The sequence below is a fragment of the Bradyrhizobium sp. LM2.9 genome (assembly GCF_054056555.1).
On record NZ_JBSRYJ010000002.1, the window covers coordinates 2,162,613 to 2,178,860 of the forward strand.

The following is a 16,248-nucleotide window of genomic DNA, read 5'->3' on the forward strand; positions in this document are numbered from 1 at the left end:
GCAAATTACAATCGACCCGGCGACCTCGCCGGGTCGTTTTTTTTTGCGTTCGGCACGAACGCCGTGACCTCGATCTCGACCTTGGCCCGGTCGTCCACGAGACCGCCGATGTAGAGCAAGGTCGAGGGCGGGAAATTGCGCCCCAGCGTTTCCTTCCAGGCCGCGCCGATGCCGGCCCCGGCTGCCTCATATTCGCTGCGGCTGGTCAGGTACCAAGTCAGGCGGACGATGTGCTCGGGGCCGGCGCCGGCCTCGCCCAGGAGCTTGATGATCCGCTTCAGCGCGGCCCCGACCTGCGCCGCCATGTCAGGCGCGTAATTGCCGGTCTCGTCGCCGCCGGTCTGCCCGGCCAGCACCACCCAGCGGCCCGGCCCCTCGGCCACGACACCATGGGAAAAGCCGCGCGGTTTTTTCCACTCGGCCGGCTGCAATATCTGCATGAGCGAAGCCCTTCCGTTTTTAGTCCTTGGTCGCTGATGCCTTAGCACGCCGCCCTGCATCGCTGCATCCGCAGATTTGGCCGTTGCAAACGGCGGCGATGTCGCCGATACCGGCCCTCCCTCAGGACCCTCGCCTCCCACACCAGCGCCGATGAACACGACACCGTCCAAAACGATGGCTGCCCTGTGGATGGCCGGCTGGCTGTCGCTGATGCTGGTCATGGCGGTGGCCGGGCGCGAGACCACGCGCGAGCTGAATGTTTTTCAAATCATGGAAGTGCGCTCGGTGATCGGGTTCACGCTCCTCCTGCCGATCATCTACCGGGCCGGAGGCTTCAAGGCGGTCGCGACCAAGCGCCTGCCCCAGCACCTCGCGCGCAACGGGGTCCATTATTTCGCACAGCTCGGCTGGTTCTACGCACTGACGCTGATCGGAATCGGCCAGGTGGTGGCAATTGAATTCACCATGCCGATCTGGACGGCGCTGCTGGCCGCAACTTTCCTGTCCGAACACATGAGCGTCTGGAAGATCGCCGCCATCGCGCTCGGCATCGTCGGCGTCGTCATGATCGTGCGGCCCGCCACCGGCGAGATCAATCCGGGCCAGTTGATCGCGCTGGGGGCCGCGATCGGCTTCAGCATCTCCATGATATTGGCGAAATCGCTGACCCGGACGGAGAGCGCATTGTCGATCCTGTTCTGGATGATTGTGGTGCAGTTTGTCGTGGGCCTGCTGCCGACGCTCTATGTCTGGACCTGGCCGTCGGCCTCGCTGTGGGGCTGGCTCTTCGTCATCGGCGTGTGCGGCACTTTCTCGCACTACTGCCTCGCCAGCGCGCTCAGGTACGCAGATGCGACCATCGTGGTGCCGATGGACTTTTTGCGGGTTCCACTCACGGCAACCGTCGGCTGGCTGCTCTATTCGGAGCGGCTCGATGCCTGGACCATATTCGGCGCGGCGCTGATCCTGTGCGGTAATCTCCTGAATTTGAAGCCGGCTTCAGCAGTTCCCGCCCGCGCGCAGTGAACCTCGCCCGGCCTCGCGCGACAAAACAAAGTGGCCGTGTGATTTGGATCACGTTGGACGGGCATTCGCTCATGCAACAGTCCGCCGCCAAGCAACGGGTGACGGTCGTTTTGCTTGCACGGAGCCGGGCGATTTCGTGTAGGTTTGCTGCCAATTTGTTGCTGCCTGCAATTCGATTCTGTTGGGGATTTCAGATGCGCACTCTCACCCTCCTCGCTTCGCTGATGTGCATGGCGTTGTCGGTCAGCGCCGCGAAGGCCGACCGCCGTGTTGCCTTCGTCGTCGGCAACGGCACCTACAAGAATGTCGCGCAATTACCGAACCCGCCGATCGACGCCAAGGCGATGGCGGCGACGCTGCGCAATGTCGGCTTCGATGTGATCGAAGGTTCAAACCTCACCCGCGACCAGATGACGGAGAAGCTGCTGGACTTCGGCCGCAAGGCGCAGGGCTCCGATGTCGCAGTGTTCTATTATGCCGGTCACGGCATCGCGGTCGGCGGCTCCAACTATCTCCTGCCGGTTGACGCCGACATCAAATCGGAGATGGACGTCAAGCTCGGTGCCGCCATCAACATCGACCTGACGCTGGAGCAGACCATGGGCGACGCCAAGGTCAAGCTCGTCTTCCTCGATGCCTGCCGCGACAATCCGTTCGCTGCCAAGATCAAGTCGAACTCCGCGACCCGCAGCGTCAACGTGCAGAGCGGTCTTGCCGAGATGAAGTCCGGCGAAGGCACGCTGATCGCGTTCGCCACCGGCCCGGGCCAGACCGCGCTCGACGGCCAGGAGGGCAACAACAGCCCGTTCACCCGTGCGCTGATCGACAACATCACCAAGCCTGGTATCGAGATCCAGCAGGCGATGACGTCGGTGCGCGCCCAGGTCAACGAGGAGACCCACAAGGGTCAGCTGCCCTGGGGCCACACCAATCTGATTGGCGCAGTGTATCTCAACCAGGCGCCCACGACCCAGGTTGCCAATGCGGCACCGACGGCGGCTGGCGTCGTGCCTGCGGCGACCGGCGGCAATTCGGACGGTGTCGAGCTCGAATACTGGCGCTCGGTCAAGGAGAGCAACAAGCCGGAAGAACTCAACGCCTACCTCTCCGCCTACCCAAACGGCCAGTTCAAGGCGCTGGCGCTGGCGCGGCTCGCCGCGATCAAGAGCGGCCCGTCGACGACGACCCGTAACCTGAACGCCGGTGTCGATCCCGCGACCTTCACCGACGACGCCAGCCAGCTGACCGAGGACCAGATCGGCCTCGACAAAGGTCAGCGCCGCGACGTGCAGCGCCGCCTGACGGGGCTCGGCTTCGACATCAAGGTCAGCGGTGCCTTCAGCGACGACACCCGTACGGTGCTCAAGCGCTGGCAGGCGGCACGTGGCTATCCGTCGACCGGCTATCTCAACAAGCTCCAGCACAAGGCCCTGCTCTCCGAGATCGTGGCCGCCACGCCGACGGCGAGCGACGAAAGCGCGAAGCCAGCCCGGCGCGCCAGCGCCCCTGCCCCGAGCGCACCGGCCCAGCATCGCAGCGGCGGCGGCGATCCCGGCGCGGCCTTCGTCGGCGGTGTCGTCGGCGGCATGATGGGCGGCATGTTCCGCCGCTGAGGCGAGGACCAGATCGCAAGCACAAAAGCCCGGTTCGCGCCGGGCTTTTTCGTTGCGAGTCCCTCAGCCAGCTGGCGCCTACTTCCCAGCGGCTTTCCGCAACGCGTCGTTGATGCGGTCCTGCCAGCCGGGTCCACCTGCCTGGAAATGCTCCAGCACGTCCTGATCGATCCGCAGCGTGACCTGCTCCTTGACCCCCGGGGCTACGTTCTGCTTCGGCGGCGCCACTGCGACCTTGGTCGTCACTTTCTTGAACGCCGCCTCGGCCTCGGTCCTGGCATCGCCGAGCGTGCGCGGCCGCCTCGGTGGTTGATCAGCCATGTCCTAGATTCCCTCAAACAGTGCCGTCGAAAGATACCGCTCGGAGAAGGACGGCACTATAGCCAGGATGGTTTTTCCCGCAGCTTCCGGCCGCTTGCCGATCTGTAGCGCAGCCGCAATGGCAGCGCCGGAGGAGATGCCGCCAGGAATACCCTCATGCCGCGCCAGCGCGCGGGAGGCCTCGATCGCCGTCGTCGAGTTGATCTTGACGATCTCGTCGATCACAGAACGGTCGAGGATGTCGGGGACGAAGCCGGCGCCGATACCCTGGATCTTGTGCGGCGTGTGCTGGCCGCCCGACAGTACCGGACTTTCCTCGGGCTCGACCGCGACCACCCGCAGCGAGGGCTTGCGCGGCTTGAGCACTTGGCCGACGCCGGTGATGGTGCCGCCGGTGCCGACGCCAGCGACGAAGAAATCGATATTGCCGCCGGTGTCGTTCCATATCTCCTCCGCGGTGGTACGGCGATGCACCTCGGGATTGGCGAGATTCTTGAACTGCTGCGGCATCACCGAATTCGGCGTCGTCTTCAACAGCTCTTCGGCCGTCGCGATCGCGCCCTTCATGCCCTGCGCCGCCGGTGTCAGCACGAGCTCAGCGCCGAGAAAGGCCAGCATCTTGCGCCGTTCGATCGACATCGACTCCGGCATGACTAGCTTGAGCCTGTAGCCGCGCGACGCCGCGACGAAGGCCAGCGCGATGCCGGTATTGCCGGAGGTCGGCTCGATCAGCACGGTGTCGGGCTTGACGATGCCGGCCTTCTCCATGGCGATGATCATGGCCGCGCCGATGCGGTCCTTCACGCTGGCGGCCGGATTGAAGTATTCAAGTTTTGCCAAAATGGTCGCGTTGACGCCGTGCATGGCCGGCAGCCGTCGCAGGCGAACGACCGGCGTGTCGCCAAAAGCATCGACGATCGAGTCGTAGATCCGGCCGCGGCCGGGTTGGTGCGCTGCACCCGTGCTGGACGATGCGTCCATGATGAACTCCGTGCAATTTGCGCTTCTGTCACGTCTCTTGCGCAGTTACAGACAGCCTGCGACGACAGGCAAGCGACATTGCGGCAACATGTTAAATACGCTGCATCGCAAAATCGCGTGAGCTTTAATTATCAGAAAACCAACGCATTTGTGTTGCGACCTCGTCAACTGATTCTGCTTATGTTAGACTTACGTCTCGAAGCAGGAAGGTCACCACGATGTCAGCAGTCGCTGAAGTGTTGTCGACCGTCACACACCACCGCTATCCGCGTTGTAGCGCGTTGCCTACCTGTCCCGTCTGCGCCGACTCCATGGTCGCAGCCGAAGCTTCAGCATACGTGTCGGACCACGTGATCAGCTATCTCTGGACCTGCGACAATTGCGGCTATGGCTTCGTGACCAAGCATGCCGTCAAGCAACATTTCGTGTGCAACTGACCCTGTGCAGTCGAGCTAGCGCGGGGCGATGTCGCCCCTCGCCCAGTCCTCGCACGTACGCTGATAGAACTCCTCGAACGTTCCCCGTGCGACCGCGTCCCTGATGCCCTGCATCAGGAACTGGTAATAAGCGACATTGATCTCGGACAGCAGCATCGCACCCAGCGTCTCGCCCGACTTGACGAGGTGGTGCAAATAGGCGCGCGCGTAGGTGCGCGCCGACGGCCACGAGCTCTCTTCGTCGAGCGGACGCGGATCGTCGGCGTGGCGGGCGTTGCGCAAATTCACCTGGCCGAAGCGTGTGAACGCAACGCCATGCCGGCCATTGCGCGTCGGCATCACGCAATCGAACATGTCGATGCCGCGCTTGACCGCCTGGAGCATGTCGTCCGGCGTGCCGACGCCCATCAGATAGCGCGGCCGCTCCCTCGGCAGCAGCGGCGCGGTCTCTTCGATCATCGCCAGCATCACGGCCTGCGGCTCGCCGACGGCGAGGCCGCCGATCGCATAGCCGTGGAAACCGATCTCGATGAGGCCCTGCGCACTGGCATGGCGAAGCTGCGGTATGTCGCCGCCCTGCACGATGCCGAACAGCATGTAGCCCTCGGGCGCGCTCTCGAAGGCGCGCTTGCTCCGCTCGGCCCAGCGCAGCGACAATTGCATCGCGCGGTCGATGTCGGCGCGCTCGGCGGGCAGCCGCACGCATTCGTCCATCTGCATGGCGATGTCGGAGCCGAGCAAACGCTGCACCTCGATCGAGCGCTCCGGCGACAACTCGACCTTGGCGCCGTCGATATGCGAACGGAATGTGACGGCGTGCTCGCTGACCTTGCGCAAATCCGCCAGCGACATCACCTGGAAGCCGCCGGAATCCGTCAGCATCGGGCCGTTCCAGCCGGTGAATGTCTGCAAGCCGGCCAGCGCCGCGATCCGCTCCGCGCCGGGACGCAGCATCAGATGATAGGTGTTGCCGAGCACGATGTCGGCACCGGCCTCACGCACCTCGCGCCAGTGCATGCCCTTCATCGCGCCGGCGGTGCCGACCGGCATGAAGGCGGGCGTGCGCACCACACCGTGCGGCGTGGTCAGGCGGCCGGCGCGCGCGGCGCCATCGGTGGCGAGCAGTTCGAAATGATTGGGCAGACCGGTGTCAGGACGATTCATGAGGGTGCTTATTGCGTGTCGGGGCAGGCCGATCAACCCGCTCAGGCGTTGCTTGCGCCGGCTTGTGCATCAGACTGGGACACGCCGGGCACGGATATTTGGGACACGGATATTTGCACCCGCTTCCCTTGTTAAACAAAACGATACAGTATAGTTTTATCTCGGGGTTGGACGAGCTGCCGCGGCGATGTTGCCGGCGGCGGTAGATGCGTGATCGCCAGCCACCGACAATGGCCCTCCCTTCAAATTCGAGTGAGATGTCCGGCCGTTCGCATGGCTGGACGAGGCAGACAGGCGCCCGCCTGATCGGATTCCTGGTGTGCAGCCTGGCGCTCGGCGCCTGCACCTCCCTGCCCCGCACGCCCTATACCGCCGCTGAAGCCAGCACCTCGCGGGTGCTCGATATCGACGGCCTCCGGCGCTACGCCGACGAACCCATCGCGAAATTCAGCTTCGAGAAGGACACCGGCACCGCGACGAAGTCTTACCTGGCTCTGTCAGGCGGCGGCGCCGATGGCGCCTACGGCGTCGGCGTGCTCAACGGCTGGACCGCGGCCAGAACCCGTCCCGCCTTCTCGGTCGTCTCGGGTGTGAGCACCGGCGGCCTGATTGCGCCCTTTGCGTATCTCGGCTCGCAATATGACGAGACGCTGAAGGAGGTCTACACCAGCGGTATCGCGGAGAGCCTGTTGAGCGATCCCAGCATCATGCGCGTGCTGTTCGGATCCGGCCTGTTCGGCAACACGCGGCTGCGCGAGCTCGTCGCCCGCTATGTCGGGCCGGAGATCATGGCGCAGGTCGCGCGCGAAAACGCCAAGGGCCGCAGGCTGCTGATCGTGACGACCGATCTCGACACCCAGCGCACCGCCATCTGGGACATGGGCAAGATCGCCGCGGTCGGCACGCCCGAGGCGCTAAAGCTTTTTCGCGACGTGATGGCGGCCTCCGCCAGCATCCCCCTGGTGTTTCCGCCGATCATGATCGACGCGGAAGGCCAAGGCCGCAGGTTTCAGGAGATGCATGTCGACGGCGGCGTGACGGCCCCGGTGCTGACGCTGCCGGAAGCCCTGCTTTTCCAGGGCAGTCGCCTGCCCGGCACTGCGAAATTGGACATCTACATCCTCGTCAACAAGAAGATCGAACGCAACTTCGAGCTCGTCTCCAACAGCACCATCGACGTCGCCTCACGCAGCCTGTCGTCGATCACCCAGTCCCAGACCCGTTCGATCATCTTCTCGACCTATGACTTCGCCAAGCGCAACCGCCTGGGGTTCCATCTCTCCTACATCGCGCGCGACTATCCCGCGCCGGTCTCGGAAGGGTTCGACACCGCCTATATGCGGGCGCTGTACCAGTACGGATATGAGAAGGCGGCGGCCGGGCAGGCCTGGACTTCGACGCTTCCGTAAGGCCCTCAACGGAGGAACGAGGTCTTACCGAGACCGTTGACGATACGACCAATTCGGCCAGATTGGCGATGACGCCCCGGCTGCTGCGCGCTATAGAGCAATGATCGATGTCAGGAACGCGCAGGAATCATCGGGCATGGGATTGACTGCGACCAAGACAAGACCGGCGGCGCCCCGGCGCGAGGTACCGAAATCGCGTGGCGGCCGGCCGACCAAAAGTGCAGCGATCGAGCGGGATCAACGGCTGATCGAGGTCGCCACCCGGCTGTTCCTGGATCGCGGCTTTGACGCGACCTCGCTCGATGCGGTCGCGGAAGCAGCACGCGTCAGCAAACCCACGGTTTATTCCCGTTACGGCGACAAGCGCGGCCTGTTCGCGGCCGTGCTGAGGCGCGAAATCGCGCGCTGGCTTGCGCCGCTGTCGGCAGCCGCGGAAACGCAGATCAGCAGCGCCTCGGACATTTCGGTCGAGCAGCGGCTGGTCGCGATCGGGCGCGAGATGCTGACATTCACCTGCGGTCCCGACGCCGTCGCCTTCAGCCGCATGATGACGTCACAGGCCATCAACTTTCCCGATGTCGCCAAGCTCGGCAAAGAGGAAGGGTGGCTCAAGGCCGTCGCCACCACGGCGCGCTTCTTCGACCATCTGATGGCGCAAAGTGCGCTCGACGTCGACGACACGACCATCGCGGCCGAGGTGTTCCTCGACGTCGTCGTCGGTCACAATCATCGCCTGGCGACGTTTGGAACGCCGCCGGAGATGAAGGTCGCGGAAAAACGAATGCGCGCTGCGATCAAGCTGTTTTTGGCCGGTGCGCTCGGACCGGCGGACCGCGTCCAGAGCGCCGCCAAGAGCACGCAGCAGCGGCGGCGTCCGTCCCGCTGACAATTCCGTGAGGTTGCGATCTTTTCCGAGTGGACCCGCGCACGCGCCGTTGACCAAAACAAAACGATACGGTATGGTTTAATTATAGGGCGATGCGGATCGCTTTTTCACCAGCCCCAAAGAGGTCCGCACCGCTTCGATCGCCGCGGCGGGTACAGCCCGTCACGACGCTCAGCGGCCGACCGATGCCCAAGGTCGGCCGCAAATTCTTTACGATCATCCGGCACACTCGCTGGCCGAGGGTTTCGAGCATGACGACAGCCAAACCATGGACCTCGGGATTGCTTGGGATCGCCCTGTCCGCACTCCTCCTTGCAGCGCCGGCGCGGGCGATCGTAAGCACGGGCACGCCGACCGCGCTTCACGGCGAGACAGATGGTGACGCCGAGGCCGATCGCCAAGCGGTCAGCCGCGAGATCGAGCGCTTCCGCAGCTCGTCAATCTCGATCAGCCAGGCCATGGCGATTGCGGAATCCCGCCACGCCGGTGCCACCACGGCGGATGTGAGCTTCGACGGAGCCTCCGGCGTGCCGGTCTACCGCGTGAAGACCCTGCACAACGACCGGATCTGGCGCCACACCATCAATGCCGCGACCGGCGGACTCGTCGGCGGCGAAGCTGCCCTCCCCCTCGCCGAGCTCGATCTCGACGACCGCAGCAACCTCGCAGCGCTCGGTGCCATCAAACACCGCCTTGCGGATGCCGTGCACGTCGCCGAACGTGCGGCCTCCGGCAAGGCGATCAGCGGCGGGCTGGTGCGCGAAGGCGGCCGGCTGAATTTTGCGATCGTCGTCATCAGTGGCGACAACCTCAAGGAGGTCATCCTCGAACCGCCGGGCGCCCGGACGAGATAGCGGCGGCCCCAATCCCGCCGAAAAGCCATTGACGGCCGCAAGACTCTCCCCCATAAGTCGCCGCCATGTTCACGACCACCAAACGCACGACTAAAACCACCACGGCCTTCGGGGCCCGGGGAGGCGTGCGCGTGTAGTCGTCGACTAGAACGCAATCCACTCTACCGAAGCCCCGCCCTCGTTGGTCCGGGGCTTTTTTGTTGTCTAAATTCTCAATTCAATGGAGGACAAAGTGAGTAACGATCCCGTCGTCGCGATTGTCGGCGTCACTGGTGCGGTGGGCGCCGAATTCATCGCCACCATGGACAAGCGCGGCTTTCGCGTCGGCAAGCTCAAGGCGCTGGCAAGCGCCCGCTCGGCCGGCAAGACGGTGTCGTTCCGCGGGCAAACAATCCTCATCGAGGAGCTGACCGAGCGCGCCTTCGAAGGCGTCGACATCGCCCTGTTTTCCGCCGGCGGCAGCATCTCGAAGAAGTTCGCTCCCATCGCTGTCAAGGCAGGCGCCGTCGTGGTCGACAACTCCTCCGCCTTCCGCATGGACCCGAACGTGCCGCTGGTGATTCCGGAGGTCAACGGCAACCGCATCCGCGACCACAAGGGCATCATCGCCAACCCGAACTGTGCCGCAATCACCGCGCTGGTGCCGCTGTGGCCGATCCACCAGAGCAACCGCATCAAGCGCGTGATCATCTCGACCTACCAGGCGGCAAGCGGCGCCGGTGCCGCCGCGATGGAGGAGCTCGTCGAGTCCACCCGCGCCAATCTCAACGGGCAGGCCTACGCGCCCAAGGTGATGCCGCATCCCTACGCCTTCAACCTCTTCAACCACAACACGGCGATCGATCCTGACACCGGCTACAACGACGAAGAGACCAAGGTGATCAAGGAAACCCGCAAGATCTTCGAGGACGACAACATCGCGATCGGCGTCACCTGCGTGCGCGTGCCAGTGCTGCGGGCTCATTGCGAGGCCATCACCTTCGAATGCGAGAAGCCGATCAGCGAAGACCAGGTCCGCGCCATCATGGCGCAGGCGCCCGGCGTGAAGCTGGTCGACGACCGCGTGAAGAACTACTTCCCGATGCCGATCGACGCCTCGGGCCAGGACGACGTCCTGGTCGGCCGCATCCGCAAGGATCTCAGCGACCCCTCTGGGCATTCGATCTCGATGTTCGTGGCGGCGGATCAGCTGCTCAAGGGCGCCGCGTTGAACGCGGTGCAGATCGCGGAGCTGTTGCCGCTGCGCGTGATGGCGTAACGGGTACGTCGGGTGGGCACGGCGCTACGCGCCTTTGCCCACCTTACGGCTCTGCCCGAAACAACAAACACGCATCCCCATACGAATAGAACCGGTAGCCATTCGCGATCGCATGCGCATAGGCCTGCTGCATCGCCTCAAGCCCCGAGAATGCCGACACCAGCATGAACAGCGTCGACTTCGGCAGATGGAAATTGGTCAGCATGATATCGACGGCGCGGAAGCGATAGCCGGGGATGATGAAGATCGACGTCTCGGCGGCGAATGGCTGAATGACGCCATCCGCGCTGGCTGCGCTTTCGAGCAGCCGCAATGACGTGGTGCCGACCGCGATGATACGGCCGCCATTGCTCCGCGCGGTGTTGAGATTTCCCGCCGTCTCGGCCGAGATCGTGCCCCACTCGGCATGCATCTTGTGGCCTTCGGTGTCGTCCACCTTCACCGGCAGGAACGTCCCTGCTCCGACATGCAGCGTGACGCGGTTGATGTCGACGCCGCGCGCGTGCAGCGCCTGCTCCAGCGCCGGCGTGAAATGCAGGCCTGCTGTCGGCGCGGCAACGGCGCCTTCATTCGCCGCGAACATAGTCTGGTAGTCGGCGAGGTCCTGATCATCCGGCGTGCGTTTGGAGGCGATGTAGGGCGGCAGCGGCGGGCTGCCGAGATCGGCGATGGCCTGATCCAGTATCGGGCCGTGGAACGAGAATGACAGCGTCACCTCACCCTCAGTGCCCTTGGCCTCGACCTCGGCGTCGAGATGGCCGAGCAGGCAGACCTTGCCCTCATTGCCGAAGCGGATGCGGTCGCCGGGGGTGAGTTTCTTGGCGGGCTTCACCAGTGCCTGCCAGCGCGAACCGTCGACGCGCTTGATCAGCGTCGCCTCGATCTTCGGCTCGGTCTCGCGGCCGATGCGGCGGCCCTTCAATTGCGCCGCGATCACCTTGGTGTCGTTGACGACCAGCTGGTCGCCCGGCTTCAGCCATTGCGGCAGGTCGGCGATGACACGGTCGCGCAGCGTGCCGTGATCGACAACCAGCATCTTCGCGGAGTCGCGCGGGCTCGCCGGGCGCAATGCGATGCGCTCGGCGGGCAGGTCGAAATCGAAGAGATCGGTCCGCATGTCGGGTTCAGCGCCACATGGTCACTCCTCATCCTGAGGAGCGCGGAACGCGCGTCTCGAAGGATGAAGGCCCGCTGCTCGAGCTCGGCCTTCATGGTTCGCGACGGCGCTGCGCGCCTCCTCACCATGAGGATCGAGCGGCTACGCCGCGTCAGCCGCCATCCGCGCCTTGACGATCTTGTCGGGGTTCTGCACGGGCTCGCCGCGCTTGATCTTGTCGACGTTATCCATGCCCTCGGTGACCTTGCCCCACACCGTGTACTGGTTGTCGAGGAAGCGGGCGTCGTCGAACACGATGAAGAACTGGCTGTCCCCGGAATCGGGGCTCGCTGCACGGGCCATCGAGGTGACGCCGCGCACATGCGGCTCCTTGCTGAACTCGGCCTTCAGCTTCTGGCCGGAGCCACCGGTGCCGGTGCCCTGCGGGCAGCCGGTCTGCGCCATGAAGCCGTCGATCACGCGATGGAACACGATGCCGTCGTAGAAGCCTTCGCGCACGAGCTCCTTGATACGCGCGACGTGGCCGGGCGCCAGATCAGGCCGCATCTCGATGGTGACGGGGCCCTGGGTGGTCTCGAGGATCAGGGTGTTTTCGGTCGCACTCATGCTCGTCTCTCTTGGGTTGGGGGTGAAGTCTTCCGGTTGCGAAACTGGATCGCGAATGGACGCCCCGCAGCGGCGCCGGCCATCGCATCGGTAAATGGCATCGGCGTGCAGCGTTGCAATGCCTCCATCACCGCGACCCGGTATTGCAGCCGGTCATCGTCGGAGGCCTCCGCGGATTCATAGGTAATCCTCGGATGGCCCAGAATGTTTCCAGCCCGGTTAAAACTCACGACGACGGTGATGTCGATGGGACGGGCCTTGGCGACAGGCGGCGGCTTCCAGCAGGTGCGCAGATGCCGGAAGATGTCCTGGATGGTGTTGACCTCGGCGTCCCCGGCGGCCGCTCCGGAGACGCCGAGCAGCAGCACCGCGGCAACCAGCAGGGGCTTGCCACCACAGCGCGCCATCGTCTCTCCTACTTGATGTCGGAAGCGACCTGCACCTTCACCATCTTGTCGGGGTCGGTGACGGTGCCGCCGCTTGATCCGGGAGGCGCCTTCTTCAGCTTGTCGACGACGTCCATGCCCTGCACGACCTCGCCGATCACTGTGTACTGGTTGTCGAGGCTGCCGCCGTCCGCGAACATGATGAAGAACTGCGAGTTGGCAGTGTCGACGCTGTCGCCACGCCGCGCCATCCCGACGGTGCCGCGGGCAAAATGCACCTTGGAGAATTCCTGTTTCAGATTCGGATATTTCGAGCCGCCGGTGCCGTTGAATTTCTCGCCGTCGCCGGTCTGCGCCATGAAGCCGTCCATGACGCGGTGGAACGGCACGTTGTTGTAATAGCCCTCGCGCGCGAGCTGCTTGATGCGCTCGGCGTGCTGGGGCGCCAGATCCGTCCGCAGCTTGATGACGATGCGGCCCTTGGTGGTGTCGATGACGACGGCGTTGGCCTTGTCGAGGCCCGCCGGCAAGGCTTGCGCGAAGGCCGGCGCCGCGAACAGAACCGCGGCAAGAACTGCGAGAATTCGGATCATGATAACTCCGGATCAGAGATGAGAGAGGAAACGCGCCGTTATCAGGCGAATTTTGCCTTGAGCTGTGCCGCAACCAGCGGCGGGACGAAGGCCGAGACGTCCCCGCCCATGGCGGCGATCTGGCGCACCAAAGTGGCGGTGATCGGGCGGACCATGGGAGAGGCCGGCAGGAAGACCGTATGCACCTCGGGCGCCATGGCGCCGTTCATGCCGGCGAGCTGCATCTCGTAGTCGAGGTCGGTGCCGTCGCGCAGGCCCCGAATCATGATGGTCGCACCGTGCTTGCGCGCCGAGACCACCGACAGATCGTCAAACGTCACAGCCTCGAGCACGCAGCCGGCCTGGGCCGCCACCGGCCCGCAGACGTCATGGAGCATCTTTAGCCGCTCCTCGGTCGAGAACAGCGGCTTCTTGCCGGGATGCACCCCGATCGCGACAACGAGCCTGTCGCACAGCGACACGCTGTGCCGGACCACGTCCAGATGGCCGTTGGTGATGGGGTCGAAGGAACCTGGGTAGTAGGCAATGCGCGGCATGGTCACGTCCTACCGCGCCCGGCCCGGGCCGGCAAGCCGGGCGGGTTCCCTGGCCATTTCCTGCCCATTTTCCGCAAAATGTCCCTCCGGCCATGTCGACGATGGCCGGTTTGTTTCGTCCTGAGGGCGGCCACGAAACCAAAGGACGCGCGAACGAAACCATTTCCCACAGCCGCGAAGACGTCCGGAAACTGGTCATGGTTACCAATCCAGCCAACGAAATGACGGGCCGCACACTGGGCGTAGCGGCCGCAGCACAGGGGACTGTCAATGATCAAGGCTCTTTCAGCGATCGCCATCTCTGCGTGTGTCGCTGCCGCTCTCACCCTCCTGCCCGGCTTCGCCCCGACCGTCGAGGCCAGCGTGCCGCAGCCGCTCGCCAAGAGCGACCGGCTCGACATCCGCGCCATCGGCAAGGACTGCTCGCAGCAGGCCTGGCCGAATTTCGAGGCCTCCTGCCTCCGCCGGGTCGGTACCAAAGCCAACATCCGCGAGGCTCGCCTCGTGACCGCCGACCGTACCCCGTAGTCGGGTCTGTCAGCTTCGCGTCACAAACCCCGATCTAAAGCCCAAGATAATGAAGATGGATATTTGCGACATCCCGTCGCAGACTGCCTGATGCTCGCGCCCGTCGGAATGGTCTGACGGGCGCGATCCCATCGGGGGTCGATCTTGTCCAGTACGCCCGCAGTCGCCTCCGGCCATCATCCTGACTCTGTCCCGATCGCCATGACCATGGGGGCCCTCGGGGTGGTCTATGGCGATATCGGCACCAGTCCCCTCTACGCCCTGAAGGAAGCCGCCAAGGCCGCCGCCCACGGCGGCGCAGTGACCAACGATGCTGTTCTGGGCGTTGCCTCGCTGATCCTCTGGGCACTGCTGCTCATCATCTCGCTGAAATATGCGCTGCTGATCCTGCGTGCGGACAACCGCGGCGAAGGCGGCATCGTCGCGCTGCTGGCGCTGCTGCACGCGCGCAACGCCCAACCCGGCACCTGGCGCGCCCATCTGCTGGTCGTCGGCCTCGTCGGCGCTGCGCTGCTCTACGGCGACGGCGCGATCACGCCCGCGATCTCAGTGCTCAGCGCCATCGAGGGCCTCAAGGTCGACGCCCCCTCGCTGGCGCCCGTCGTGGTGCCCGTCACCATCGTCATCCTGGTCGGCCTGTTCATAATGCAGAAGCAGGGCACCGGCTTCATTGGCCGCATCTTCGGACCGGTGATGCTGGCCTGGTTCTTCGTGCTGGCCGCGCTCGGCATCCACGGCATCGTCAAGGCGCCGGCGGTGCTGGCGGCGCTCAGCCCGCTCTATGCGTTCGAATTCCTGATCCACCAGGATTTCCATGTCTCCTTCGCGATCCTCGGCGCGGCCTTCCTCGCGGTGACCGGCGGCGAGGCCATGTATGCCGACATGGGGCATTTCGGCCGCCTGCCGATCCGGCTGGCCTGGTTCGCGATCTGCCTGCCCGCGCTGGTGCTGAACTATTTCGGCCAGGCCGCGCTCTTGATCACCGACCCCACGATGATCGAAAATCCGTTCTTCCAGCTCTGCCCCGACGCCCTGCACTATCCGCTGGTGGCGTTCTCGGCGGTTGCGACCGTGATCGCCTCGCAGGCGATCATCTCCGGCGTGTTCTCGCTGACCCAGCAGTCGATCCAGCTCGGCTTCCTTCCGCGCATGCAGATTCGCCACACCACGAGTGACGCGATCGGCCAGATCTACGTGCCCCTGGTGAACTGGCTGCTCGCCGCCGCAACGCTGGGCGCGGTCCTGAGCTTCGGCACCTCGGAGGCGCTCGCCGGCGCCTACGGCATCGCGGTGTCGCTCCTGATGGCGATCACCACGCTGCTCGCCGCCCTGGTCGCGATCCAGTGGGGCTATTCGCCGTGGCTGGTGCTGCCTGTGAACGGCTTCTTCTTCGTGATCGACCTGATCTTCTTCTCGGCCAACTCGATCAAGCTGTTCGAAGGCGGCTGGTTTCCGCTGCTGCTCGCGGCCCTCGTCGCCTTCCTGATGCTGACATGGCGCGCCGGCGTGAAGCTGGTCGAGGCCGCGCGCGGAAAACTGCGCCAGCCCGAGGAGGATCTGATCGAGACGGCGGTCAACAAATGCAGCGCCAGACTGCCCGGGACGGCTGTGTTCCTGGCGTCGGCGCCGCGCGGCGTACCGCTGGCGCTGACCCAGTTCGTCAAGCACAACCACGTGCTGCACGAGCGTATCGTCCTCGTCACCGTGCTGATCGAGGAGCTTCCGCATATCACTGACGAGGACCGTATCGAGGTGATCGAGATCATCCCCGGCATCACCCGCGTCATCCTGCATTACGGCTTCATGCAGAACCCGACGATCTACGAAGGACTGACCCTCGCTTGCCGCCACGGCAAGCTGTCCGGCATCGACCTCTCCGACATCACCTATTATGTCGGGCGCGAGACCATCATCCCGCGCGAGGACGTCCCGGGCATGTGGGTCTGGAGAGAAACCCTGTTCGCCTTCCTCCAGCGCAACGCCGAACGCTCGGCCGCATTCTTCGGCGTGCCGACCAAGCAGGTGGTGGAGTTCGGGACGGAGCTGGAGATATAGGGCGGTTCGTAGCCCGAATTTCGCTTCGCTCCATCCG

19 protein-coding genes are annotated in these 16,248 nt (G+C 64.5%); 9 read left to right on the forward strand and 10 right to left on the reverse strand.

Going from position 1 to position 16,248, the window contains the following annotated elements; all coding sequences use genetic code 11:
- Positions 1-5 precede the first annotated feature (5 nt).
- Positions 6-440 carry a RidA family protein gene (locus ACVWW3_RS11815; RefSeq protein ID WP_456649947.1) on the reverse strand — a complete coding sequence of 145 codons (435 nt, stop codon included), beginning with the start codon at positions 438-440 and terminating at the stop codon, positions 6-8.
- Positions 441-591: 151 nt separating this feature from the next.
- Between ACVWW3_RS11815 and ACVWW3_RS11820 the strand changes: the two genes are divergently transcribed.
- Both ACVWW3_RS11820 and ACVWW3_RS11825 read left to right on the forward strand, forming a co-directional pair.
- A complete protein-coding gene (locus ACVWW3_RS11820) occupies positions 592-1,467 on the forward strand; it encodes a DMT family transporter (protein WP_456649946.1) in 876 nt (291 codons plus the stop codon).
- Between the two features lie 194 nt (positions 1,468-1,661).
- Positions 1,662-3,080, forward strand: a complete 1,419-nt coding sequence (locus tag ACVWW3_RS11825) for a caspase family protein (protein WP_456649945.1) — start codon at positions 1,662-1,664, stop codon at positions 3,078-3,080.
- Between the two features lie 78 nt (positions 3,081-3,158).
- Here the strand turns inward: ACVWW3_RS11825 and ACVWW3_RS11830 are convergent, their stop codons facing one another.
- Both ACVWW3_RS11830 and cysK read right to left on the reverse strand, forming a co-directional pair.
- Positions 3,159-3,401 carry a BrnA antitoxin family protein gene (locus tag ACVWW3_RS11830; RefSeq protein WP_354106467.1) on the reverse strand — a complete coding sequence of 81 codons (243 nt, stop codon included), beginning with the start codon at positions 3,399-3,401 and terminating at the stop codon, positions 3,159-3,161.
- A 3-nt stretch (positions 3,402-3,404) separates the two neighbouring features.
- Positions 3,405-4,382 carry a cysteine synthase A gene (cysK, locus tag ACVWW3_RS11835; protein ID WP_456649944.1) on the reverse strand — a complete coding sequence of 326 codons (978 nt, stop codon included), beginning with the start codon at positions 4,380-4,382 and terminating at the stop codon, positions 3,405-3,407.
- 218 nt (positions 4,383-4,600) lie between these two features.
- On the opposite strand from cysK, the gene ACVWW3_RS11840 reads away from it, so the two are divergent.
- Positions 4,601-4,819 carry a hypothetical protein gene (locus ACVWW3_RS11840; RefSeq protein WP_354047873.1) on the forward strand — a complete coding sequence of 73 codons (219 nt, stop codon included), beginning with the start codon at positions 4,601-4,603 and terminating at the stop codon, positions 4,817-4,819.
- A 15-nt stretch (positions 4,820-4,834) separates the two neighbouring features.
- On the opposite strand, the gene tgt is transcribed toward ACVWW3_RS11840, so the two are convergent.
- Complete coding sequence (gene tgt / locus ACVWW3_RS11845; RefSeq protein ID WP_456649943.1) at positions 4,835-5,983, reverse strand: tRNA guanosine(34) transglycosylase Tgt; 1,149 nt, start codon at positions 5,981-5,983, stop codon at positions 4,835-4,837.
- A 257-nt stretch (positions 5,984-6,240) separates the two neighbouring features.
- On the opposite strand from tgt, the gene ACVWW3_RS11850 reads away from it, so the two are divergent.
- Both ACVWW3_RS11850 and ACVWW3_RS11855 read left to right on the forward strand, forming a co-directional pair.
- Positions 6,241-7,392: a patatin-like phospholipase family protein gene (locus ACVWW3_RS11850; protein ID WP_456671970.1), complete on the forward strand. Its 1,152-nt coding sequence runs from the start codon at positions 6,241-6,243 to the stop codon at positions 7,390-7,392.
- A gap of 136 nt (positions 7,393-7,528) precedes the next feature.
- A complete protein-coding gene (locus ACVWW3_RS11855) occupies positions 7,529-8,278 on the forward strand; it encodes a TetR/AcrR family transcriptional regulator (RefSeq protein ID WP_456649942.1) in 750 nt (249 codons plus the stop codon).
- 82 nt (positions 8,279-8,360) lie between these two features.
- On the opposite strand, the gene ACVWW3_RS11860 is transcribed toward ACVWW3_RS11855, so the two are convergent.
- A complete protein-coding gene (locus ACVWW3_RS11860; protein WP_247446644.1) occupies positions 8,361-8,531 on the reverse strand; it encodes a hypothetical protein in 171 nt (56 codons plus the stop codon).
- Here ACVWW3_RS11860 and ACVWW3_RS11865 point away from each other — a divergent pair.
- Positions 8,530-9,132: a PepSY domain-containing protein gene (locus tag ACVWW3_RS11865; RefSeq protein WP_456649941.1), complete on the forward strand. Its 603-nt coding sequence runs from the start codon at positions 8,530-8,532 to the stop codon at positions 9,130-9,132. The two genes, ACVWW3_RS11860 and ACVWW3_RS11865, sit on opposite strands and share 2 nt — an antisense overlap.
- Before the next feature lie 220 nt (positions 9,133-9,352).
- Positions 9,353-10,390: an aspartate-semialdehyde dehydrogenase gene (locus ACVWW3_RS11870; RefSeq protein ID WP_456649940.1), complete on the forward strand. Its 1,038-nt coding sequence runs from the start codon at positions 9,353-9,355 to the stop codon at positions 10,388-10,390.
- A 43-nt stretch (positions 10,391-10,433) separates the two neighbouring features.
- Here the strand turns inward: ACVWW3_RS11870 and queA are convergent, their stop codons facing one another.
- The 5 genes from queA to coaD form a co-directional block, all read right to left on the reverse strand.
- Positions 10,434-11,507, reverse strand: a complete 1,074-nt coding sequence (gene queA, locus ACVWW3_RS11875; protein WP_456649939.1) for a tRNA preQ1(34) S-adenosylmethionine ribosyltransferase-isomerase QueA — start codon at positions 11,505-11,507, stop codon at positions 10,434-10,436.
- A 141-nt stretch (positions 11,508-11,648) separates the two neighbouring features.
- A complete protein-coding gene (locus tag ACVWW3_RS11880; RefSeq protein WP_354047887.1) occupies positions 11,649-12,113 on the reverse strand; it encodes a peptidylprolyl isomerase in 465 nt (154 codons plus the stop codon).
- Complete coding sequence (locus tag ACVWW3_RS11885) at positions 12,110-12,520, reverse strand: hypothetical protein (protein WP_456649938.1); 411 nt, start codon at positions 12,518-12,520, stop codon at positions 12,110-12,112. The genes ACVWW3_RS11880 and ACVWW3_RS11885 overlap by 4 nt, the downstream gene beginning before the upstream one ends.
- An 8-nt stretch (positions 12,521-12,528) precedes the next feature.
- Complete coding sequence (locus ACVWW3_RS11890; RefSeq protein WP_456649937.1) at positions 12,529-13,092, reverse strand: peptidylprolyl isomerase; 564 nt, start codon at positions 13,090-13,092, stop codon at positions 12,529-12,531.
- A 41-nt stretch (positions 13,093-13,133) separates the two neighbouring features.
- Complete coding sequence (gene coaD, locus ACVWW3_RS11895) at positions 13,134-13,628, reverse strand: pantetheine-phosphate adenylyltransferase (RefSeq protein ID WP_354047891.1); 495 nt, start codon at positions 13,626-13,628, stop codon at positions 13,134-13,136.
- Between the two features lie 270 nt (positions 13,629-13,898).
- Between coaD and ACVWW3_RS11900 the strand changes: the two genes are divergently transcribed.
- Complete coding sequence (locus tag ACVWW3_RS11900; protein WP_456649936.1) at positions 13,899-14,156, forward strand: hypothetical protein; 258 nt, start codon at positions 13,899-13,901, stop codon at positions 14,154-14,156.
- A 201-nt stretch (positions 14,157-14,357) separates the two neighbouring features.
- Complete coding sequence (locus ACVWW3_RS11905) at positions 14,358-16,211, forward strand: potassium transporter Kup (protein WP_456652020.1); 1,854 nt, start codon at positions 14,358-14,360, stop codon at positions 16,209-16,211.
- The last annotated feature ends 37 nt before the right edge of the window (positions 16,212-16,248 follow it).

Excerpts from the sequence above, each read along its gene's own strand:
- ACVWW3_RS11900 (WP_456649936.1), top strand. The coding sequence starts at position 13,899 with ATGATCAAGGCTCTTTCAGCGATCGCCATCTCTGCGTGTGTCGCTGCC.
- cysK (WP_456649944.1), bottom strand. The coding sequence starts at position 4,382 with ATGGACGCATCGTCCAGCACGGGTGCAGCGCACCAACCCGGCCGCGGC.
- ACVWW3_RS11840 (WP_354047873.1), top strand. The coding sequence starts at position 4,601 with ATGTCAGCAGTCGCTGAAGTGTTGTCGACCGTCACACACCACCGCTAT.
- ACVWW3_RS11825 (WP_456649945.1), top strand. The coding sequence starts at position 1,662 with ATGCGCACTCTCACCCTCCTCGCTTCGCTGATGTGCATGGCGTTGTCG.
- ACVWW3_RS11830 (WP_354106467.1), bottom strand. The coding sequence starts at position 3,401 with ATGGCTGATCAACCACCGAGGCGGCCGCGCACGCTCGGCGATGCCAGG.
- ACVWW3_RS11850 (WP_456671970.1), top strand. The coding sequence starts at position 6,241 with ATGTCCGGCCGTTCGCATGGCTGGACGAGGCAGACAGGCGCCCGCCTG.
- ACVWW3_RS11820 (WP_456649946.1), top strand. The coding sequence starts at position 592 with ATGAACACGACACCGTCCAAAACGATGGCTGCCCTGTGGATGGCCGGC.
- ACVWW3_RS11815 (WP_456649947.1), bottom strand. The coding sequence starts at position 440 with ATGCAGATATTGCAGCCGGCCGAGTGGAAAAAACCGCGCGGCTTTTCC.
- ACVWW3_RS11860 (WP_247446644.1), bottom strand. The coding sequence starts at position 8,531 with ATGCTCGAAACCCTCGGCCAGCGAGTGTGCCGGATGATCGTAAAGAAT.
- ACVWW3_RS11880 (WP_354047887.1), bottom strand. The coding sequence starts at position 12,113 with ATGAGTGCGACCGAAAACACCCTGATCCTCGAGACCACCCAGGGCCCC.
- ACVWW3_RS11890 (WP_456649937.1), bottom strand. The coding sequence starts at position 13,092 with ATGATCCGAATTCTCGCAGTTCTTGCCGCGGTTCTGTTCGCGGCGCCG.
- ACVWW3_RS11885 (WP_456649938.1), bottom strand. The coding sequence starts at position 12,520 with ATGGCGCGCTGTGGTGGCAAGCCCCTGCTGGTTGCCGCGGTGCTGCTG.
- ACVWW3_RS11855 (WP_456649942.1), top strand. The coding sequence starts at position 7,529 with ATGGGATTGACTGCGACCAAGACAAGACCGGCGGCGCCCCGGCGCGAG.
- ACVWW3_RS11865 (WP_456649941.1), top strand. The coding sequence starts at position 8,530 with ATGACGACAGCCAAACCATGGACCTCGGGATTGCTTGGGATCGCCCTG.
- queA (WP_456649939.1), bottom strand. The coding sequence starts at position 11,507 with ATGCGGACCGATCTCTTCGATTTCGACCTGCCCGCCGAGCGCATCGCA.
- ACVWW3_RS11870 (WP_456649940.1), top strand. The coding sequence starts at position 9,353 with ATGGAGGACAAAGTGAGTAACGATCCCGTCGTCGCGATTGTCGGCGTC.
- coaD (WP_354047891.1), bottom strand. The coding sequence starts at position 13,628 with ATGCCGCGCATTGCCTACTACCCAGGTTCCTTCGACCCCATCACCAAC.
- tgt (WP_456649943.1), bottom strand. The coding sequence starts at position 5,983 with ATGAATCGTCCTGACACCGGTCTGCCCAATCATTTCGAACTGCTCGCC.
- ACVWW3_RS11905 (WP_456652020.1), top strand. The coding sequence starts at position 14,358 with ATGACCATGGGGGCCCTCGGGGTGGTCTATGGCGATATCGGCACCAGT.